The sequence below is a fragment of the Sphingomonas sp. PP-CE-1G-424 genome, from assembly GCF_004341085.1.
Classification (GTDB): domain Bacteria; phylum Pseudomonadota; class Alphaproteobacteria; order Sphingomonadales; family Sphingomonadaceae; genus Sphingomonas.
The window spans coordinates 1-15,781 of record NZ_SLXW01000003.1; the positions used below are offsets into that span (position 1 = coordinate 1).

The window sequence follows — 15,781 nt, forward strand, 5'->3', positions numbered from 1 at the left end:
TCCTTCTGGCCGGCGCAGCGGTAATAGTCCTTCCCGCTGATCGTATAGTTTTGCCCCGCAGAAAATACAGCGGATGAGCCCGGACAGGAGATGCTTTTATGAAGTGATCACCGAGGGTCAACGCAGCGTGCGCTGGACCTAGGGACACGCGATCCGCTTGCGGATTCACTTGGTCCCGTTCTTTGGCGACATGGGCCTCTCGGAGATTACCGCGGGCGCGGTGCAGGAATATCGCGTGCATCGTATGTCCTCACGCGGCGTGGCCAACCCTCACTCGCTCAGCAATCGGCCGGTGATCGACAAGGCGCCCGCCTGGAAGACCATCCACAATGAGATCGTGACGCTGCGGCAGGTGCTGCATACCGCGGTCCGCCACGGCTGGCTTTCGCACGTACCGGACATATCCAGCCCGTACCGCGCCTCCAACAAGGTCGAGCATCGGCCCTGGTTCAGCCCTGCCGAGTACAGGCAGCTCTACAAGGCTACCGGTGCCTATGCGAAGGAGCCTTTCCACGAGCACTATCGCTGGAATGCCGAGCAGGTGCATGACTATGTGCTGTTCATGGCCAACACCGGCCTGCGCCCGGACGAGGCATCCAATCTCGAGCACCGCTATGTCGAGATCGTCATCGACAATGAAACCGGACAGCGCATTCTCGAGATCGAAGTACGGGCAAGCGTGGCGTCGGCTTCTGCAAGAGCATGCCGAACGCAGTTCGCCCCTATGAGCGTCTGCTAGGACGTCCGGAGCCGGTTCGGGGTGAAACCCGCCGGCAGCGCAGGCGTCGAGAAGTGGAGGGGGTCACGCAAGCGCCGGAGACGCCGGTGCCTGAACTGCCTAAGCCAACCGACAAGGTCTTCCCCGACAATCATGTGAAGCTCTTCAACGGCATTCTCGACAAGGTCGGTCTCAAGCTCGATCGCGATGGCAAGGCGCGTACCGCCTATTCGCTCCGCCATACCTATGTCTGTCTCCGGCTGATGGAGGGGGCCGATGTGTATGCCGTCGCCCGTAACTGCCGCACCAGCGTCGAGATGATCCAGAAGCACTATGCCGCTCACATCAAGAACATGATCAGCGCAGCGTCAGTCAACGTGCGGCGCGCCAAGCCCAACGCTCGGCGCAAGCCGCAGCCGGTCCAGTTTGAAGACGACGACCGGAGCTGACCGGGAACCGGTCTCTCCATCAGGGCGCGGGCCGTTCACCAGTCCGCGAGCCCCCCTCGCGGGGGCGACCCCGGATGAGCGGCCTCGCGGCGCTCATCCGCGCTCGTACGAGCGTTTTCCTCTGATCCGTTGTGGTCGTCCGGGCGGCTCTGGTCGCGTTTGGGCTTCGATGTTACCGGTCTGGTGAATGCAGACCATCTGCATTTCGGCGAAATTTTGGTGGATAGCGGCCCGGCCGCTTTCGGGCAGCGATTGTTGTAAACAGCCGTTCGTTCATTGACGGGGCAGGGGTCCAATTGGCCGATCACTGGCCTAAGCGGCCCTTCGTACATCCGTGGCTGCCGGCAGCTACGCGCTCCACAGGTGGTCATTGAGGCTGGTTTCGCCATGGCCTAGAAGGGACATCTTGGATGCGACGGGGGAGGTCGTCTCTGCGCCAATAGCGATTACGCAAACCATCTCGAAAACACGACACCGTGCGCCAGCGGGTTCCGGAACGGATAGGCGCTAATCTCAAGCACGGGACTCGAAGCGTCGGCGGCCATCAGCTCTGAAGCCCCCAGCTTACGTAAAGAAGTTATAAGCCTGCCATTTGCCCGTTGGACCTCTTATCGCGCCACGTGAACGTGGGTCTGCTTCTGAACGTGGACGCCCTTGAGGCCGTCGAAAGAGGCACCCGTGATGATCAATTGAGCGCCCTTGAACCCATCCTCGGCAAGGAGGTCGATAAAGGGCTGCACGATGAAATTCTCGCTGTCCTTTACCTCTTCGCCCGAGAACTCGCCCGGAACGTCGATGATCGACAGTCCCGGGTAGTGCATGCCGGGGACGGGGCTAAGCGAGAGCAGCCCGTACTGGTAGGCCATGAGGAAGTAGAGGGAGTCCGTGCCGCCGAGGGCGCCCTGCCAGCGCTTGCGCCCGACCCGGAAGCTGGTGGTGGATTTGGAGATATCGACCTCAACCGGGCTATGCTTCCAAGTCTCCGGGCGCTGCACATTGAGGGCGGCGAGGTAGGCGTTCATCCCGTCTTCGAGCTTTTGAGCGGCGGCGTTGAAGTCGATGGATCGGTTGGCCTCGTCAACCTTCTCCTGAAGCGGATTGATCTCGTCTTCGAGAGCCTGGACCTGTCCGGTCAGGCTCTTGCCCAACTCAAGCGCCGCGGCCACCCGGTCCATCTGGCGTTGCCGCTCAGCCGCCTTGCCCAGAGCCACATCAATCGCGCTCACATCGGCTTGGGCGACGGCAGCCACGGCGCGACGGGCGGGCGCAAGCTCGACCTCGATTGTTCGCAGCTTCTCATCGGCGGCCCGCGAGGCCTCTGTCTGTTTGTCAACGTCGCGCGCAAGAACGGAGATGAGCTCCTCGGCTTCGAGCAATTCGGCGTTCAGCCGATCCTGCTCGAATTGGAGCCGGACCTCGCCGAGCCCGGCGATCTCCGGCTCCTCAGGCAGATGTTGGTGGCAGACGAAGCAGTGGTCAGGCTTCCGATAGGGGATAATCCCTTGGTCGCAGGCTGGGCAGTGGGTCACCTTCAGATCGGCGAGCAGCTCGCTGGCGTCGGCGACCCGACCCATTCGTTCGATTTCGGCCCCGAGGTCCGCGCGGTATCGCCGGACCTCAGCCAGCCTGTCCTCGGCCCCCTGCCGCTTCCGGCGCGCCGCCGTTACTTCCTCGAGCGCCGCGGCCCGCGCATGGCCAAGCTCGGTAACACGCGAGCGGTCGGATGCGGGAAGACTGGTGTTGCTGGCCGCCGTCAGGACTTCGACCCTTCGGGTGTGCAGGCGCTCGACAGTGTCCCGAAGCCGTTTCAAGGCGGCGGTGACGGTGGTCTCGTTCACGCCGAGGGGGGCGTCCTCGGAGTCGAGGAGACCGACGGCTAGATCGTTAAGGGTCTCGCTATATTGCTCACGGCGTGCCCTCAACCGCATCGACTTGAGCTTCAAATCTACGAGCTTGCCATAGTCCTCACTGTAAATGCGCTCGGCCAGGCCGAGGAAAAGCAACAGGCTGGCGTGCTGCTCGGTGTCGGCCTGTTGATCAACAAGGCCGCTCCAGAAGCGCTGCTGGCGGAAGATGTGCCGCAACAGGGTGCGGAAGCTGAGCTCCGGCCAAGTCTGGCCGGACATCGGGTTGCCCTTGGGAAAGTTCACCAGCGGGATGCCCAGCTTCTCCATGAGCCAGTGCTGGAAATCTCCCGCGAGCATGCCTTCGTCGCCGACGAAGACCTTCCCCTTGGCGCCGGCCTCCCGCCAGCGGCGCTCGATCCGGAACGTCTCGTCGGCGATGCAGAGCGTCGCAGCGGCCGCATCATATTTCTCGGCGAGCCCCTCCTCGTCGCTCTGCTCGTAGGGGTTGGCTCCAGTGTCGCCGAGCAGGAAGTCGAGCGTCTGCAGCCACTTTGTCTTACCGGTATTAGGTCGTCCGACGAAAACATTTACGCCGGGTTGGAAAGTGAGCGGCTCAACGTTGCCGGTCGCCAGCCGACGTTCCAGGCTTCGGATTGAGAGGAAAGACGCGCTCATTAAGTGATGACCTGTCCGAGGGTGCGTTTGCCAACCTCTTCGTCGAAAAGCTGGTAGATGAGGGTTTTAAGTACGGTCCCCGACTTGCCGCCGAAGGTCTTCTTCACGGCCTTCTGGCGCTCGATGAGCGTGGCGAAGGACGGGCGTTTGGCGAGAGCCTTGGCCTTTTCCGCGCCCTCGATCGACAGCGCGATCTGGTAGGACTTCTTGACCTTCGACACAGTGATCAATCGTCGCGCCTCAAGATGGCCGAGGACCTGATAGTAGCGCTTGTCCCAAGGACCGTAGTGATGCCGCACCATCGTGGACTCCACAGCGTCCGAACGGTCGACGGGCGCGGACTGCGTATCGGGTTCAATCGCCGCCCGCGCGGCATCGAAGAAGTCCGGGTAGCGGGTGAAGAAGTCGAGCTTGGCCATCTTGGTCAGACCATCGATCCGGCCCGCCGTCCCGCAGACATGCATAAGCAGCAGCAGTCGCGCGGCGTGGAATTCGAGGATGTCGTCGGCTGCCAGCGGGAGGCTGGCAGGACGAGTTCCAAGCCGCGACAGAGACTTCACAGCCCAGTCCGATCGAAGCGCAGGAGACACCGGTCAGCGATGTCGTACATGCAGCCCTTAAGGAAGGCGGATCGGTCGCCCTGGTCCGCCGGCAGGGAAGCGTTGATCGCATCCATTCGATCGACGCAGAGGGCGTGGAACGCGGGCCCGTCGAGATCGAGGGTTCCGGCGGCGCGTCTGGCGCTGAGGGTCTGTACCTCGGATTTGACGCGTCCCTGAAGCTGACCGGCTTCATCCGGCTGCATGTAGCGCGAAGTCCGTACGGAGCGGGCGTAATCAAGCCGCATATCGACTGCCATGGCCACCACCGTCCCTGTGAGATAGGCGTCACTCATCTTCTCGACTAGCTTGCCGCCCGAAGGCTGAGCGGCGTCGTCCTTCAGCTTGGCCAGGCACGCGTCCCACATGGCCAAGAAGGCCTTGCGGATGAGAATTTTCTTCGCCTTATCCGGCTTCCACTTTGCGTCGCCGGCCGTCTTCACAAGCTTGCGCAGCTCATCAAGTAGGATGTCCATATGCTCTAGTAGAAGTGGTTTTCCGGCGGCTTGCATGATCTCGAAAAGCCGCATCCTGTTGTGCGTCTTGACGGCCGCCTCGTCGTGGCGAGCGTCCCACTGACAGTTGTCCAGCCAGTACCCGGTCCCATTGCCCCGCTGAGACACGACGCCGGGCATCCTTCCATCAAGGTCCGCTTTGAGAGCGACCATCTCGCCGCAGTCTAAGGCGCGCGCGTCGTTTCCCCGAGCGTAAGTTAGCGGCGTCAAATCGGAAACCACCGGACGTAGGGTGACGATTCGGAAGCGCGCGGTCTCTTCGTGCTGGTCGCGATCCAGAGACTTCTCAAAGATTGACGATCCGACAGCCTGCTTCTTGCGCAGGCAGAGGTCCGCGACGGACCAGAGTTTGTCCGCTTCGGCACCTTTGACCTGCACAAACTCGGCGATCAGGGGCGGCGCGCCAATGGCCCAGACAAGCACTAGATCGTCATGGGTCTCGAAATGGATCTTTGCCAGCTGGGGGTTGGCCAGCATCTCCAGAACGAAGCCGACGGCGATCTCGTCCTGGTAGTTGAAGCCCTTACGCGCGATCGGGCCGCCTTCTTCGGAAGGGTGAGCGTCATCGATCGATGGCCAGGCCTCTTCGTCGTTCTCAAGGGTTTCAGTCTCTGACGACAGATCTCTGCACTTTCGGCTTGGCCGTCACAGCCCCCCGCTGTCACATCTCGTAAAACCTTAAACGCGAGGCGATACATCTGACAAGTGTACGGCGGCATTGGTCACTGCGGATCGGCGAGTGGAGTCCGCGCGGTCGGCTACCGATGTCCCCCCGCGCAGTAGGCAGCGCGGGGCTGAACGATCAGCAGTAGGCTGATCGTCGGTATAGAGTGGCGATCCGGTGTTGCGGCAGTCGCCAAGCTGCACGCCTTCGGCTACAAAGTAGCAATGCCATCTTTACCGTGAACAGTTAAAGTTGCAATGCTACTTTACATTGTGGCGTGCGACTTGACCAAGCAGAGATACCAACAGGTGGACGTCCTCGCTATCACGCGACTGCGCAAGGATCTGCTGCAAACCTGGATCAACCGAAAGGTTGTGGCGCTCGGCGAACAGCATCCCGGCAGCGGACGGCGACGGCTCTATTCCGCGATCGATATCGTGAAGCTTGCGCTGACGCGGCGGATTGCCGATTTCGGGCTCGATCTGTCGATCGGGCGCGATCTTGCTAGCGAAGCCGAGCGGTTGCTTCTGGGCGAACGCGGTGTGGAATGGGAACTGCACCTCTCGATCAAGAAGCGCGAAGCGACCCATGAGGAGATCAAGGTCGAAATCATCTCGGCCGGGTATTCTACGCTATCGCTCCACTATGGCGCCACGGTCGGTGATTCCCGTAACATGCGCGTGTCCAATTTCACTGAGCCTTTCGAAGCGATGTTCAGCCGCCGAACCAAGGAGTTTCTCATTGAGGAACGACCGATCGATCCGGATAAGCGGGATGCACTCGCCCGCGCAGGTGTTCACGCCGAGCCGGCGCTGATCTTCCCGTTCGGCGAGATCGTCAACGGCGCGCTGGTCCAGATCGAAGCGCTCGAACAGGGTCCGCTGCCCGGCGTGATGGATGCGATGATCGAGATCGAGGTCGGGAAACGCGCCATGGCGGCACAAGCACCGAGCGATCATGGCTGACGGCCGGGCCCGCGAGCAACTGCGCCAGGAGCGCGAGGCGTTCGACCGGTCATGCCGGCATAGCGAAGCGTGGTTCAGGTTGCGGCTCTCACTCGGCTATCTGGGACTCGGCATCACGCTTGCGATCACGGGCACCGCGGCGTGGGTGCTGTTCCACCCGGAGGCTTGTGGGCCACTGCCGGTCGGCGCGTCGGCGGTCGCGGTCTCGACCCAGACGCTCGGGCTCGGCTATGCGATCGTGCGGATGGTCCTCCTCCAGCCGCAGGTCGCAAGCCTTACGTCGGCGACGGTTGCCAGCCGCGCGGCTCCGACGACGCGCCGCAAATCCTTCACGGCTGCGATCGCCGCCGCGCCCACGACCATACCCGCCGCTTAAGGGCAGCTTCGTGCAGGTCGGCCAGAACGGCCTGCTCTACACGCGCGGCAGCGTCCCATATTACGGCACCTATCCGGGGATGCGCGTGCCGTCGCCGCTGCAGCTCAGGCCCTACGAATGTGAAACGCCACCGCCCGACATCGCCGCCGGGATGATGGCGCTGACGAAGCTGAACTGGAACTCCACGCAGCTGGATGGAAAGCTCCCGATCCCCATACGCGCAGCCAGGGAGGTCGGGCGCTTCCTCAAGCACGTCAGCTACGGCGAACGGGATCAGACGGATTTCCGCTATTACGCTGGATTGTGCGTGGTCAGGTTTCGGAAGGTGATTGCTGCGGATGCTGGAACCCGCTTATCGGCACGCTTCAGACCATTGTCGCGCTAATGTGCATCCGAAGGGTGTCAGACCTGAAGATAGCGCCGTCAGATTGATTGAGCCGACCTCTCCAGCGATGTCGCGGAGTCGACTGCTGACGTGATGGGTTGCCGCGGTATCAATCGCGCCGGCCATCCTGCGAAATGCGGCAAATAGGCATGAGAAGACAAACAGCCCATGTAGGACGCCGCCGATGGGGCGCGGTTCTTCGCGCCAAGGAGATGTCATCATGTCCGCTTGGCTTCGAACCAGTAGCCGATCGTTCTCGAGCAAGGTAAGCGCCAAGTGCATGGCCTCGTGGATCACGCCTTCGGCGAAGCGGAGCGCTCCGACCTCATCGTGGCGGTCGGGCACGGATACGAGGGTGCGGTGCGGCCAGCATGGTTCGCTGTGGCTGACGTCGTAGCCCGGGGGCGCCTCGAGCAAGTGGATCTCATGCGTCACGCTTCGAATGAGATCGGCGAGGTCGCCACATTGTTCGATCAGTTCCTGGGAACGTAGGCACATGTCCTCGTTGATCGCGGTGGCGGCAAGGGTCGTGAGCTTTTGACGCTCGACGTGGGATGCTACGTCCTGTGACGCATCGACGATCCTGTCCCTCAGCCATGTCGATGACGCAGGTGATTGGTCGTCCAAGCTTCTACCTAGCAGCCGCCACGGTACCACTCCCGGGTCCGTCACGTCCGTTCGGCGTCCCGAAAGGAATACACCAGCGTATACCGTTCACCCGACGCGATCGTGGAGACGGCGTGGAACGACCGGGGACTGATCTCGAACGCGAAGGATGAACCGTGCAGCGGCCGCACTATGCGTCGCACGTCGCTCGCGGCGGCACTGCCGAAAAGCATGAGTAATCCCCCCTGCTGATCCGACCATCCACGATTGAGTTGCACTAGGATCCTATGCGTCTCCCCATCCTCGAGGTGATCATTGTGAATCCGGATGGTCTGGCCGGTAAGCAGCTTGTGCGCCGTCACCTCCGTCAGGATGGGACAGTTCGCGCCGATGGGCTTAAGCAGGCCATTGGCGAGGTTTGTCGCGACCTCGTCGGAGACGACAGATCGGAGGTGCGACGGCAGGTCGGCGGCATCTAGGTGCATCTCCCACTGTTCGTAGAAGCTGGCGATCCTCAGCATCCAGGGAGCGTCGCCTTCGAACCAGCCCAGCAGTGCTTCGCACAGCTCGGATGGAAGCGGCACCGTCGCGGTCGCGTGCGGAAACGGATCCTGCCGCGCGTTGCAGAGGATGGTCCCGGTCACGCAGCCGCTCGATCGAGATGACCGGACAGGTGGGCGCGCATGCGCGCCACGAGTAGCCACTGATCCTCGCAGAACACGGTCGGATTATCGTAGCTTCGGTTCGCACTGAAGCGGTGGGTCAGCATCCCGCCCCCACACACCTTTAGGATTGGGCACGCTTGGCAGATAGCCGAACTCGGCCTCTGGGCATGATGGTATTCCAGAAACTCCTCGCTGCTGGCGAACTTCGCGATGGCGCCGCCTCCTACAGACAGGACCGACGAAAAGGCGTCACGCGGCGAACTGCTCTTGAGCGTATCGTTCTTCTTTATCGATCCGTCCGTATCGATCACGAGGATGCCGTAGTCGGTCAGGCCGACGCCCTCCTTTACTCCGCTGCCCCCGAGAAGGAGCTTCATCATGTCGTCGAGCATGCGGATGCGGAAGGGGTTCGGATCCGAGACGTATCGGTCGAGTATTCCGCAGATCCAGCGTCCGTACTCGACCGACCCGTAGGTCGCCTTGCCGTAGGGCAGATCGTCGTAGTTGCCGTCGCGGTACAGGAAGTCGACGCTGGGCGTTCCAAGATCACGGAACCAGTCGTAGACGACCGAAGGATCGGATGCGGGATCCACGACCGCCAGGACGCCTGAGAACAGGTGGTTGCCCCAGCGATGCGCTTTGAGCCGTTCTATGCCGGCCAGTACCTTGGCATGGGTCGGCTTGCCGGTGAGGTCGACCCGGAAGCGGTCGTGGACGTCCGCCGGACCATCGATGCTCACGGAGATCGTCACGCCATGATCCGCGCAGGCATCCAGCATATCGGTATCGAGCAATACTCCGTTGGTCTGCACGCTGATACCGCAGGCGTCGCCCAGTTCCGCCCGCAGTTCCGCGAACAGCGCCGTCAGCCTTTCGGTCCCCATGAGCAGCGGCTCGCCGCCATGCAGGACGACGGAGAACGGACGGCCCTGCGAACGCAGAAGATCCCCAAGGTCGGCGCATACTCTGGCCTGTACCTCCGGACTCAGCCGCTTCGGCTGATACCGCCACCCGTCGTCCCCCATGTGATAGACGTAGCAGTAGCCGCAATCCAGGTTGCAGCGGCTCGCGACCTTGATGAGGACCGTATCGATGTGCACCGGCCTGGACGTTCCGGTTACCGGTTGTGGCGGTTAAACGTGCGGTTGTAACTGCGGGGAACGCCCGACTCTTCGACCCGGACTTCCTCGATCAGCCGCGCGATCGCCGGGCTCGTGAACTCGACTTCGAGAGCGTCGTTCGATGGGTAGGTGGTGCGGTCGGCGAGCGTCCAAGCGGCGTCGTCCATGAGAGTCTCCCTTGTTGAGCTTCCACCATAGCCGTTCGTCGTTTCAAACCCAAGCCCGCATCCAGACGATCTCGTGCGTTGCCGCTCAATCTGTTTGGCCGACCACCGTTTCACACGCCTAATCGGAGATTAGATTGTATAGAACTTATGATGTAGCATAATTCACTATCCCCCATGATGGGAACTATACATAGAAAATGGTACTCAATCGCATGATAGGGCGAAGCATTCAAACCGTGTTGTGGGCGGGAAACTAACGGAATACCGAATGGTTCGCTAAGATGTCTCTAAGCAATTCGACCGTCTGCTGATCTAAATCACGCTATAGACCCGTGCGTATCCTCACGGTAGCCTCCATTGGCTGACAGAGTGGAGAAAGCCTTGCCAACGCGACCGCAGACCGGACCCAGACCGCGGGAGATCAGCGAACTCGTCCAGGATCTTCAAAGGGCCCGTGGGCACCCTCGGGGAGCCGACGATGGTGGAAGCGGCAGTGGTGCCGAACGACACAGGGGTCGCGCCGTCTTTCTGATTGGTGCTGGTTGCTCGGCCAGCGCCGGCATTCCGCTGGCGGCCGGCGTGGCGGAGCAGGCGATCGTTCGCATCGCCGACGACTACGGCGTCGAACGCGAAGGACGTGGGGCACATGAAGCACTCCTCGCGCTGATAGCCGCCAATCGGGTGCCCGAGCGATACGGGCCTGTCGATGGCATGGTGCCGTGGGGCAGGCTCTACAGCTACATCTTCACCGAACACATGAAGCACCCGAACGAGCAGCGCGAGCTCATCAGCCGGCTTGTCGAGGACAAGGAATACACGCTCAACTGGGCGCACGCCTGCCTCGGCGCCCTCGTGGAGAAACGCTTCGTTCATACGATCCTAACTACCAACTTCGATCAGCTTGCCCTGCAGGGCGTGATACGCACCGGCATTGTGCCGGTCGTCGCGGACGGCTTGGAATCGCTCAACCGCATCTCGCCCACGCCGTCGCGGCCGCAGGTCGTGCATCTGCATGGATCGATGCACACCTACGAGCTTAGGAACAGCTATGCGGCTCTGCGAGAGACGGAGGACGATCGCGGTCTGCAGGTCATGATGATGAGCCTGCTCAAGGAGGCCAGCGTCCTTGTAATCGTGGGCTACGCCGGCGGGGAGGAGGGCGTCATGACCCTACTGCAGTATGCCGCGAAAGCGCTGCCCCGCATGGTCGTCTACTGGATCGCCTACGAGGACGACCTCGACCTGCTGTCTGAGCGGGCCAAGGCGCTGCTCGCAACCGGCGAGAACAAGTTCTTCATCCTCGGCCAGAAGGCGGACGACTTCTTCAACCAGGTGGTGGGCGAAGCCGGGATCGGTGCCCCTGATTGGCTCAGCGATCCCCTTGGGGTTCTGGAGCGTCAGGCGGACATCAGCATCGATGCGAGTGCGGGCCCTGACGTGAGAAGGCTGCAGGAGGCCTTTAAGGCGCGGGTCGCGCATGCTGCGGAACATGGTAGGCTCGACAGAACGCCAACGGACGACGCGACGGAATTCCGATCCGCGTTGCAGTTCCGAAAGGCCGCAGAGGCCATCGAGGCCCACGACGACTTCTCGATGGACGACGACCTTCTCGCAATCCACGCCGACAGCCTCTTCAACCATTACAAGCGCAGACTCTCCGACCACGAAGCGTTGACGACGGCCATCGACGAACTGCGTGTCCTGGTGGAGCGAACCGGGGTCGAACGGACGGCTGACGTCATCACGTACATCGAGGCGCTGCGGGAGCAGTCCGATGCACTCGCGGAGGACGCGACTAAACTCACCGAGGTTTTTTCGCTGATCGAGGACATTGCGAAGCGGGTGAGGGACGGTTTGGACGCCCATGCACAGCAGCGCGAATGGTCGCAGATGACCTTCTATCTCGCTGAAGCCGTTCAATCGCAAGCCGAGCAGGAGCGGCGCGGAGACGACGATGCTGTCGGTGAGACGAAGAAAAAGCGGAAGGCGCGCTTGGAGGAGGCGCGACAGTTCTATGCCGCTGCGCTTCCCGGTCTTTCCTCCAAGGACGCAAACAAGGCCAAGGAATGCAAGGAGGGCCTCGCTGGCGCACTCATCGCCTTGGCTGAGTATGAGGGGGAAGGCGTTCAGGCCGCAAGCCGATTAAGAGAGGCCCAAACACTCTTTCGCGAGGTAGTCCAGTGGACCGGGATGAACACGCCCGGCGAACAGCATGCTGGTGCGCTTGAGAACCTAGCGGAGGCGATCCGGTCAATGCGGGCGAAGTTCAACGACGAGGCGCACGGGTCCCGTATCGAAGAGGCGCAGTTCTACGAGACCGCGCTGAACATCTACGAGGCGCTCGATGACGAGCATAGTGCTGGGCGAATCCGCAACCGGTTGCATTGCGAAGCGTGATTTGATCCTCGGTGCTTCGATGAGACCGTTCGAGGACAAAGTTAGGCGCGGGGCTCTTGCCCTGGTGCGGCCTTATACGCCAACTATGTCGTTCTCACTGTCTGCTGAATTTTCCTGCTCATCATCTTCGCCGTCGTCGATGAGGATGGCGGGCTGGCGGCCGTCTTCGCTTTTCGGCCAAAGGAGCGCATCGTCCCGCGCAGATTGGTGAGCTTCGTCCAGCGCCGGTCCCATGGCCAGGATCTCCGTAATACGTCGCGCAGTTTGGGCGAAGTGCAACATCTCCTCGCCGCGAAGCGGGCGGCCGAGAACCTCCTTCTCGCGATAGGAAAGCCACTTCTTGAGCGCCTGGTAGCCCCCCGCAGTATACATCCACACGCGGCTTGGGACCCCGCGCCATCCTGCCGCGGCATTGACCTGGATGTCGACTGCTCTGGTCCCGAGGATGTCAAGAAGGAGCGGCAGGTCAAGCTCGTGTCTGTCCCCAATCTGAGCTAGTGCCTTGAGCTCGGCTTCACTCCATTCTCGTTCGGTTAGTAGGCCGATGCCGGGCATGACGAGCCGAGTTCCGTTCTCCTTGCGCTGGATAGAACCCCAGCCTGCCGTGACCTCGAAGCTCTCTCCGAAGGGTAGGGCGATGGTTGACAGCCCTGCTGCGAGCGGCCCCTTGGTTACACCGTCGATGTCGACCTCTGCATCAAGCAGGGCACCCAGCTTAGCGCCTAGTGCTGCTGATCTCGCGAACACGTCCTGCGTCTGCGGGAACGGCACGCGGGGCCAGTCGACCCGCAGTGCATCCATGTACTCTGTCTCGTATATCGGTGCGTTCAGGGTCGCGAGAACATGATCGAACAGCTGGTCACTCGTTAAGGCGCGTTCCGTCAAGAGCGCCTTGACGGACTTGGCGACGTTCGGCTCCACGTTCTGACTGTCCTGCCGGACCTTCGCCGGGAATATTGAGACGTTGCTTTCCACCAGATGGTGATCGCCAAGCACGCTTGTCGACTGAGGCTTGTAGAAGATTCCCATGCGGTTGCGGATGCCTGCGGTGAGGAAACGGTTCTCGAAAGAAGTGTTGACCATGAACTCGGGCCGCTTCTCGTCTACGAGCTTCGTGTCGGCGTCCCAATACATCCAGCGCACATCAAAGGGGCGGTAGGCGTAGCGAATGATCCGCCCTTGATTGTGGACTCGTTCCACGATCGCCTTCCGCGTTGCCACCGGATCGTAGCGTTCTGTTGCGTTGGCGAGTGCCGGATACGCCTTGGCCAGAGCAGCATCGGAGACCTTCGGATCCAGATAGCGCTCGATCCTCTTCTTCAACGCTTCGCAATCAACGTCGATGAGGAACTCGTCACGGCTTGTCTTCACTCCGGGGAACCCGACTGGGAGCAGGCTAGGCAGGAGCGGCCAATCGAAGTACGCGGCGTCGACGTTGAAGGGCATGAATTGAAGACGCATAGGCAGCGTCGGCTCGACCTTCTCGTAAATTGCGTCGGGGTCGGCTTCCGCCGTTGCCGCGAGCGCCGCCCGCTTGCCGGCGCCCCACAGGTTGCGGAAGCCGATGACGCTTGTGGATTTATGCTCCCGCTTGCGCACCATTGTCACGATTGCCGTGCCGACCTGAATTCCCGCCGGGTTGGCCGTGGTCGAGAAAAGGGAAGGGTCGGGAAGGCCCTCCGGTGTCCTCTTACCGGTCTTGTACTTGTCGCCGTTGAGGCAGTCGACGTTAATGATGTCGAATGCCTCGAGGTAGCGCTCTCGCATGCCGGAGCAGCTGGAGCTGTCCAGCCAGCTGTAGTTCGAGATGAAAGCGATCACGCCTTCACCCGTTCTCTCCGCGATCCGACGCTCGGCCATGCGGAAGAAGCGGACGTAGAGCTCGTTTAGGCCCTGGCCCTGCGATGGCGCCACCTTACTGACCTTGCGGTACTCGTTCGAGAGCGCACGCTCCTCAAGGTTTCCCGAGATCCCGGCGAAGCCGTCGTACGGTGGATTTCCTAACACCACCAGAATGGGCCGCTTCTGCTTAACAGCATCGGCCGAAGCGCGCTCCTCCTCAAGCTCGGGGAATGGTAGCGGCTTGTTAGTGTGGGGCTCCCACCCCGTGAGGGCGTTGGTCAGGTAGATCGATGGCCTTGCATCCCCGGTCAGAGGCGCGCCAAGGTTGGCGAGTGTCATGCTCGCCTGCATGTGAGCGACAACGAATGGGGCCGGCATGATCTCGAAGCCGAAGACGCGGTTGCACGCGGCTAAGCGGAGGCGATCCGCCAGCGCACTGCCAAGCCCATGGGGCTCAAGGTTGTCGCGGATCCGACGAAGCACTGCGTTGAAGTAGCCACCGGTGCCGCAGCATGGATCGAGCACGTAGACGCGTTCGTCCGCAAGCCCGTCGGGAATCTCGAGCTCATTCTTCAGGGCGAGGTCGACTCTCGCTACCATGTAGTCAATGACCTCTGGAGGCGTGTACCACACGCCGAACTGCTTCCGCAGCTTGGGATCGAACGCCTGTAGGAAGGGCTCGTAGAAATATTGGACTGCCTGCCCCTCCTCGAACCGCCTGAGGAATTCAGCCGCATTGATACGGTTAAGCGTCTCGCCGGTCCAGTCGAGGATCTCAACTAGATCGAGCTTCTTGATGTTCTTTGGCGAGGTGAGCTGCGTGAACAGAGCAGCGACGAAGGGGACGTGAAGGGTCCATGCAGCGGAGTGCCAGTCGAAACGCGTTGGGTTACGCGGCGTGGTCCGGGCCCAGATGCCCCATGCGGAGAAGAGGCCGTAGAAGAGCGTCTGGACGAGGGTCGATCGGAAGAAATGGTCGCCCTTTGCGCCCTCGAACGTGATGCCTAGCGCCTCCTCTAGCGCAGATCGCACGGTCTTCAGGGCAGGCAGATCCCCGGCGGCCTCGACCCTTGCCAAGGCATCGCGTGCATAGGAGGCGAGGAACCACGCGACGTCCTTGGGATGGATCAGAGCGACATTCTGGGTCATCGCACGACGCAAGTACTCAATAAACGCTGGCCCGATGACTTTCGCGGCCTCAACCGGATCCTGAACAAGATCCCAGAAATCCCCCGCTTTTTCCGCTAACTTGAATGCCTCGAGGCGGGTTGGCTTTCCGTCGGGACCGGCGCCAACTAACTGGAAGGCGCGCAGGTTGGTGACGAGAACGAGGCCGTAGGCGTCGAAGTACTTCGTCAGCTGGGCAGGCGTTGACTTGAACAGCGTGTCATCTGCAACGGCCTTGACCTCCACGACACCTCGCTCCGGCTTCTGACCGGGACGTGGTTCGCCCTTCTGGATCTGCTTCGCCGCGAAAAGCCCGAAGTCGGGGCTGCCGGCGCCAATGTTTGCCAGCTGGGAGAGCGCGGTGACCTTGGGCTTTAGTGAAGCACCGACCTTCTCAAAGAGCGCGTGCAACGCCGGATAGTAGGCGGTCTCAGGCGTGCCTGCGCCAATCGCGCGGACACGTCGGACTGACTCGAAGAACTCCTCGGTTATCTCATTTGAATTGTAAGTCACACGTCCCCGCCTCGCCCTTATACTCGACAGGCGGCGCCTGTTAAACGAGATCCGGCTCGTCTGAGCGTCCCCCTTACCGCTTATAGGGCGACAGTCTTCCAGCACCAAAC

Annotated in this window: 14 protein-coding genes; 6 read left to right on the top strand and 8 right to left on the bottom strand. The window is 61.5% G+C overall.

Features of this window, described 5'->3' with window-relative positions; all coding sequences use genetic code 11:
- The first annotated feature begins 169 nt into the window (after positions 1–169).
- The gene (locus tag C8J43_RS22165; RefSeq protein ID WP_207893368.1) at positions 170–739 is read left to right on the top strand and encodes a hypothetical protein; all 570 of its coding nucleotides are present in this window, start codon (positions 170–172) and stop codon (positions 737–739) included.
- 86 nt (positions 740–825) lie between these two features.
- Positions 826–1,167: a hypothetical protein gene (locus tag C8J43_RS22170; protein ID WP_207893369.1), complete on the top strand. Its 342-nt coding sequence runs from the start codon at positions 826–828 to the stop codon at positions 1,165–1,167.
- 608 nt (positions 1,168–1,775) lie between these two features.
- Here the strand turns inward: C8J43_RS22170 and C8J43_RS10355 are convergent.
- From C8J43_RS10355 to C8J43_RS10365, 3 genes are all read right to left on the bottom strand, one after another.
- Positions 1,776–3,689 carry a hypothetical protein gene (locus C8J43_RS10355; RefSeq protein WP_133030845.1) on the bottom strand — a complete coding sequence of 638 codons (1,914 nt, stop codon included), beginning with the start codon at positions 3,687–3,689 and terminating at the stop codon, positions 1,776–1,778.
- Positions 3,689–4,108, bottom strand: a complete 420-nt coding sequence (locus tag C8J43_RS10360) for a hypothetical protein (RefSeq protein WP_207893370.1) — start codon at positions 4,106–4,108, stop codon at positions 3,689–3,691. The genes C8J43_RS10355 and C8J43_RS10360 overlap by 1 nt, the downstream gene beginning before the upstream one ends.
- A 137-nt stretch (positions 4,109–4,245) precedes the next feature.
- Positions 4,246–5,424, bottom strand: a complete 1,179-nt coding sequence (locus tag C8J43_RS10365; protein ID WP_133030847.1) for a dsDNA nuclease domain-containing protein — start codon at positions 5,422–5,424, stop codon at positions 4,246–4,248.
- Between the two features lie 327 nt (positions 5,425–5,751).
- On the opposite strand from C8J43_RS10365, the gene C8J43_RS10370 reads away from it, so the two are divergent.
- Genes C8J43_RS10370 through C8J43_RS10380 form a run of 3 tightly spaced genes read left to right on the top strand, consistent with a single transcriptional unit; the run spans position 5,752 to position 7,193 of the window.
- Entirely contained in the window at positions 5,752–6,432 is a 681-nt protein-coding gene (locus C8J43_RS10370) for a hypothetical protein (protein WP_133030848.1), read from the top strand.
- The gene (locus C8J43_RS10375; protein ID WP_133030849.1) at positions 6,425–6,808 is read left to right on the top strand and encodes a hypothetical protein; all 384 of its coding nucleotides are present in this window, start codon (positions 6,425–6,427) and stop codon (positions 6,806–6,808) included. Before C8J43_RS10370 ends, C8J43_RS10375 begins: the two co-directional genes overlap by 8 nt.
- 10 nt (positions 6,809–6,818) lie before the next feature.
- Positions 6,819–7,193 carry a hypothetical protein gene (locus tag C8J43_RS10380; RefSeq protein WP_207893371.1) on the top strand — a complete coding sequence of 125 codons (375 nt, stop codon included), beginning with the start codon at positions 6,819–6,821 and terminating at the stop codon, positions 7,191–7,193.
- On the opposite strand, the gene C8J43_RS10385 is transcribed toward C8J43_RS10380, so the two are convergent.
- From C8J43_RS10385 to yhhA, 4 genes are read right to left on the bottom strand one after another with little or no spacing between them, the layout of a single operon-like run.
- On the bottom strand, positions 7,161–7,820 hold the full coding sequence (locus C8J43_RS10385; RefSeq protein ID WP_133030850.1) for an HEXXH motif-containing putative peptide modification protein: 660 nt from the start codon (positions 7,818–7,820) through the stop codon (positions 7,161–7,163). The two genes, C8J43_RS10380 and C8J43_RS10385, sit on opposite strands and share 33 nt — an antisense overlap.
- A gap of 41 nt (positions 7,821–7,861) precedes the next feature.
- Complete coding sequence (gene yhhC / locus C8J43_RS10390; RefSeq protein WP_133030851.1) at positions 7,862–8,443, bottom strand: cyclophane-containing peptide 2OG-Fe(II) oxygenase YhhC; 582 nt, start codon at positions 8,441–8,443, stop codon at positions 7,862–7,864.
- The gene (gene yhhB, locus C8J43_RS10395) at positions 8,440–9,564 is read right to left on the bottom strand and encodes a cyclophane-forming radical SAM/SPASM peptide maturase YhhB (protein ID WP_133030852.1); all 1,125 of its coding nucleotides are present in this window, start codon (positions 9,562–9,564) and stop codon (positions 8,440–8,442) included. Before yhhB ends, yhhC begins: the two co-directional genes overlap by 4 nt.
- 17 nt (positions 9,565–9,581) lie before the next feature.
- Positions 9,582–9,752 (bottom strand): YhhA family cyclophane-containing RiPP, encoded by a 171-nt coding sequence (gene yhhA / locus C8J43_RS21900; RefSeq protein WP_165899599.1) that lies wholly within the window; start codon positions 9,750–9,752, stop codon positions 9,582–9,584.
- Positions 9,753–10,331: 579 nt separating this feature from the next.
- Here yhhA and C8J43_RS10400 point away from each other — a divergent pair.
- Complete coding sequence (locus C8J43_RS10400) at positions 10,332–12,149, top strand: SIR2 family protein (RefSeq protein ID WP_133030853.1); 1,818 nt, start codon at positions 10,332–10,334, stop codon at positions 12,147–12,149.
- 72 nt (positions 12,150–12,221) lie between these two features.
- Here the strand turns inward: C8J43_RS10400 and C8J43_RS10405 are convergent, their stop codons facing one another.
- Positions 12,222–15,671 carry a type ISP restriction/modification enzyme gene (locus tag C8J43_RS10405; protein ID WP_165899600.1) on the bottom strand — a complete coding sequence of 1,150 codons (3,450 nt, stop codon included), beginning with the start codon at positions 15,669–15,671 and terminating at the stop codon, positions 12,222–12,224.
- Between the last annotated feature and the right edge of the window lie 110 nt (positions 15,672–15,781).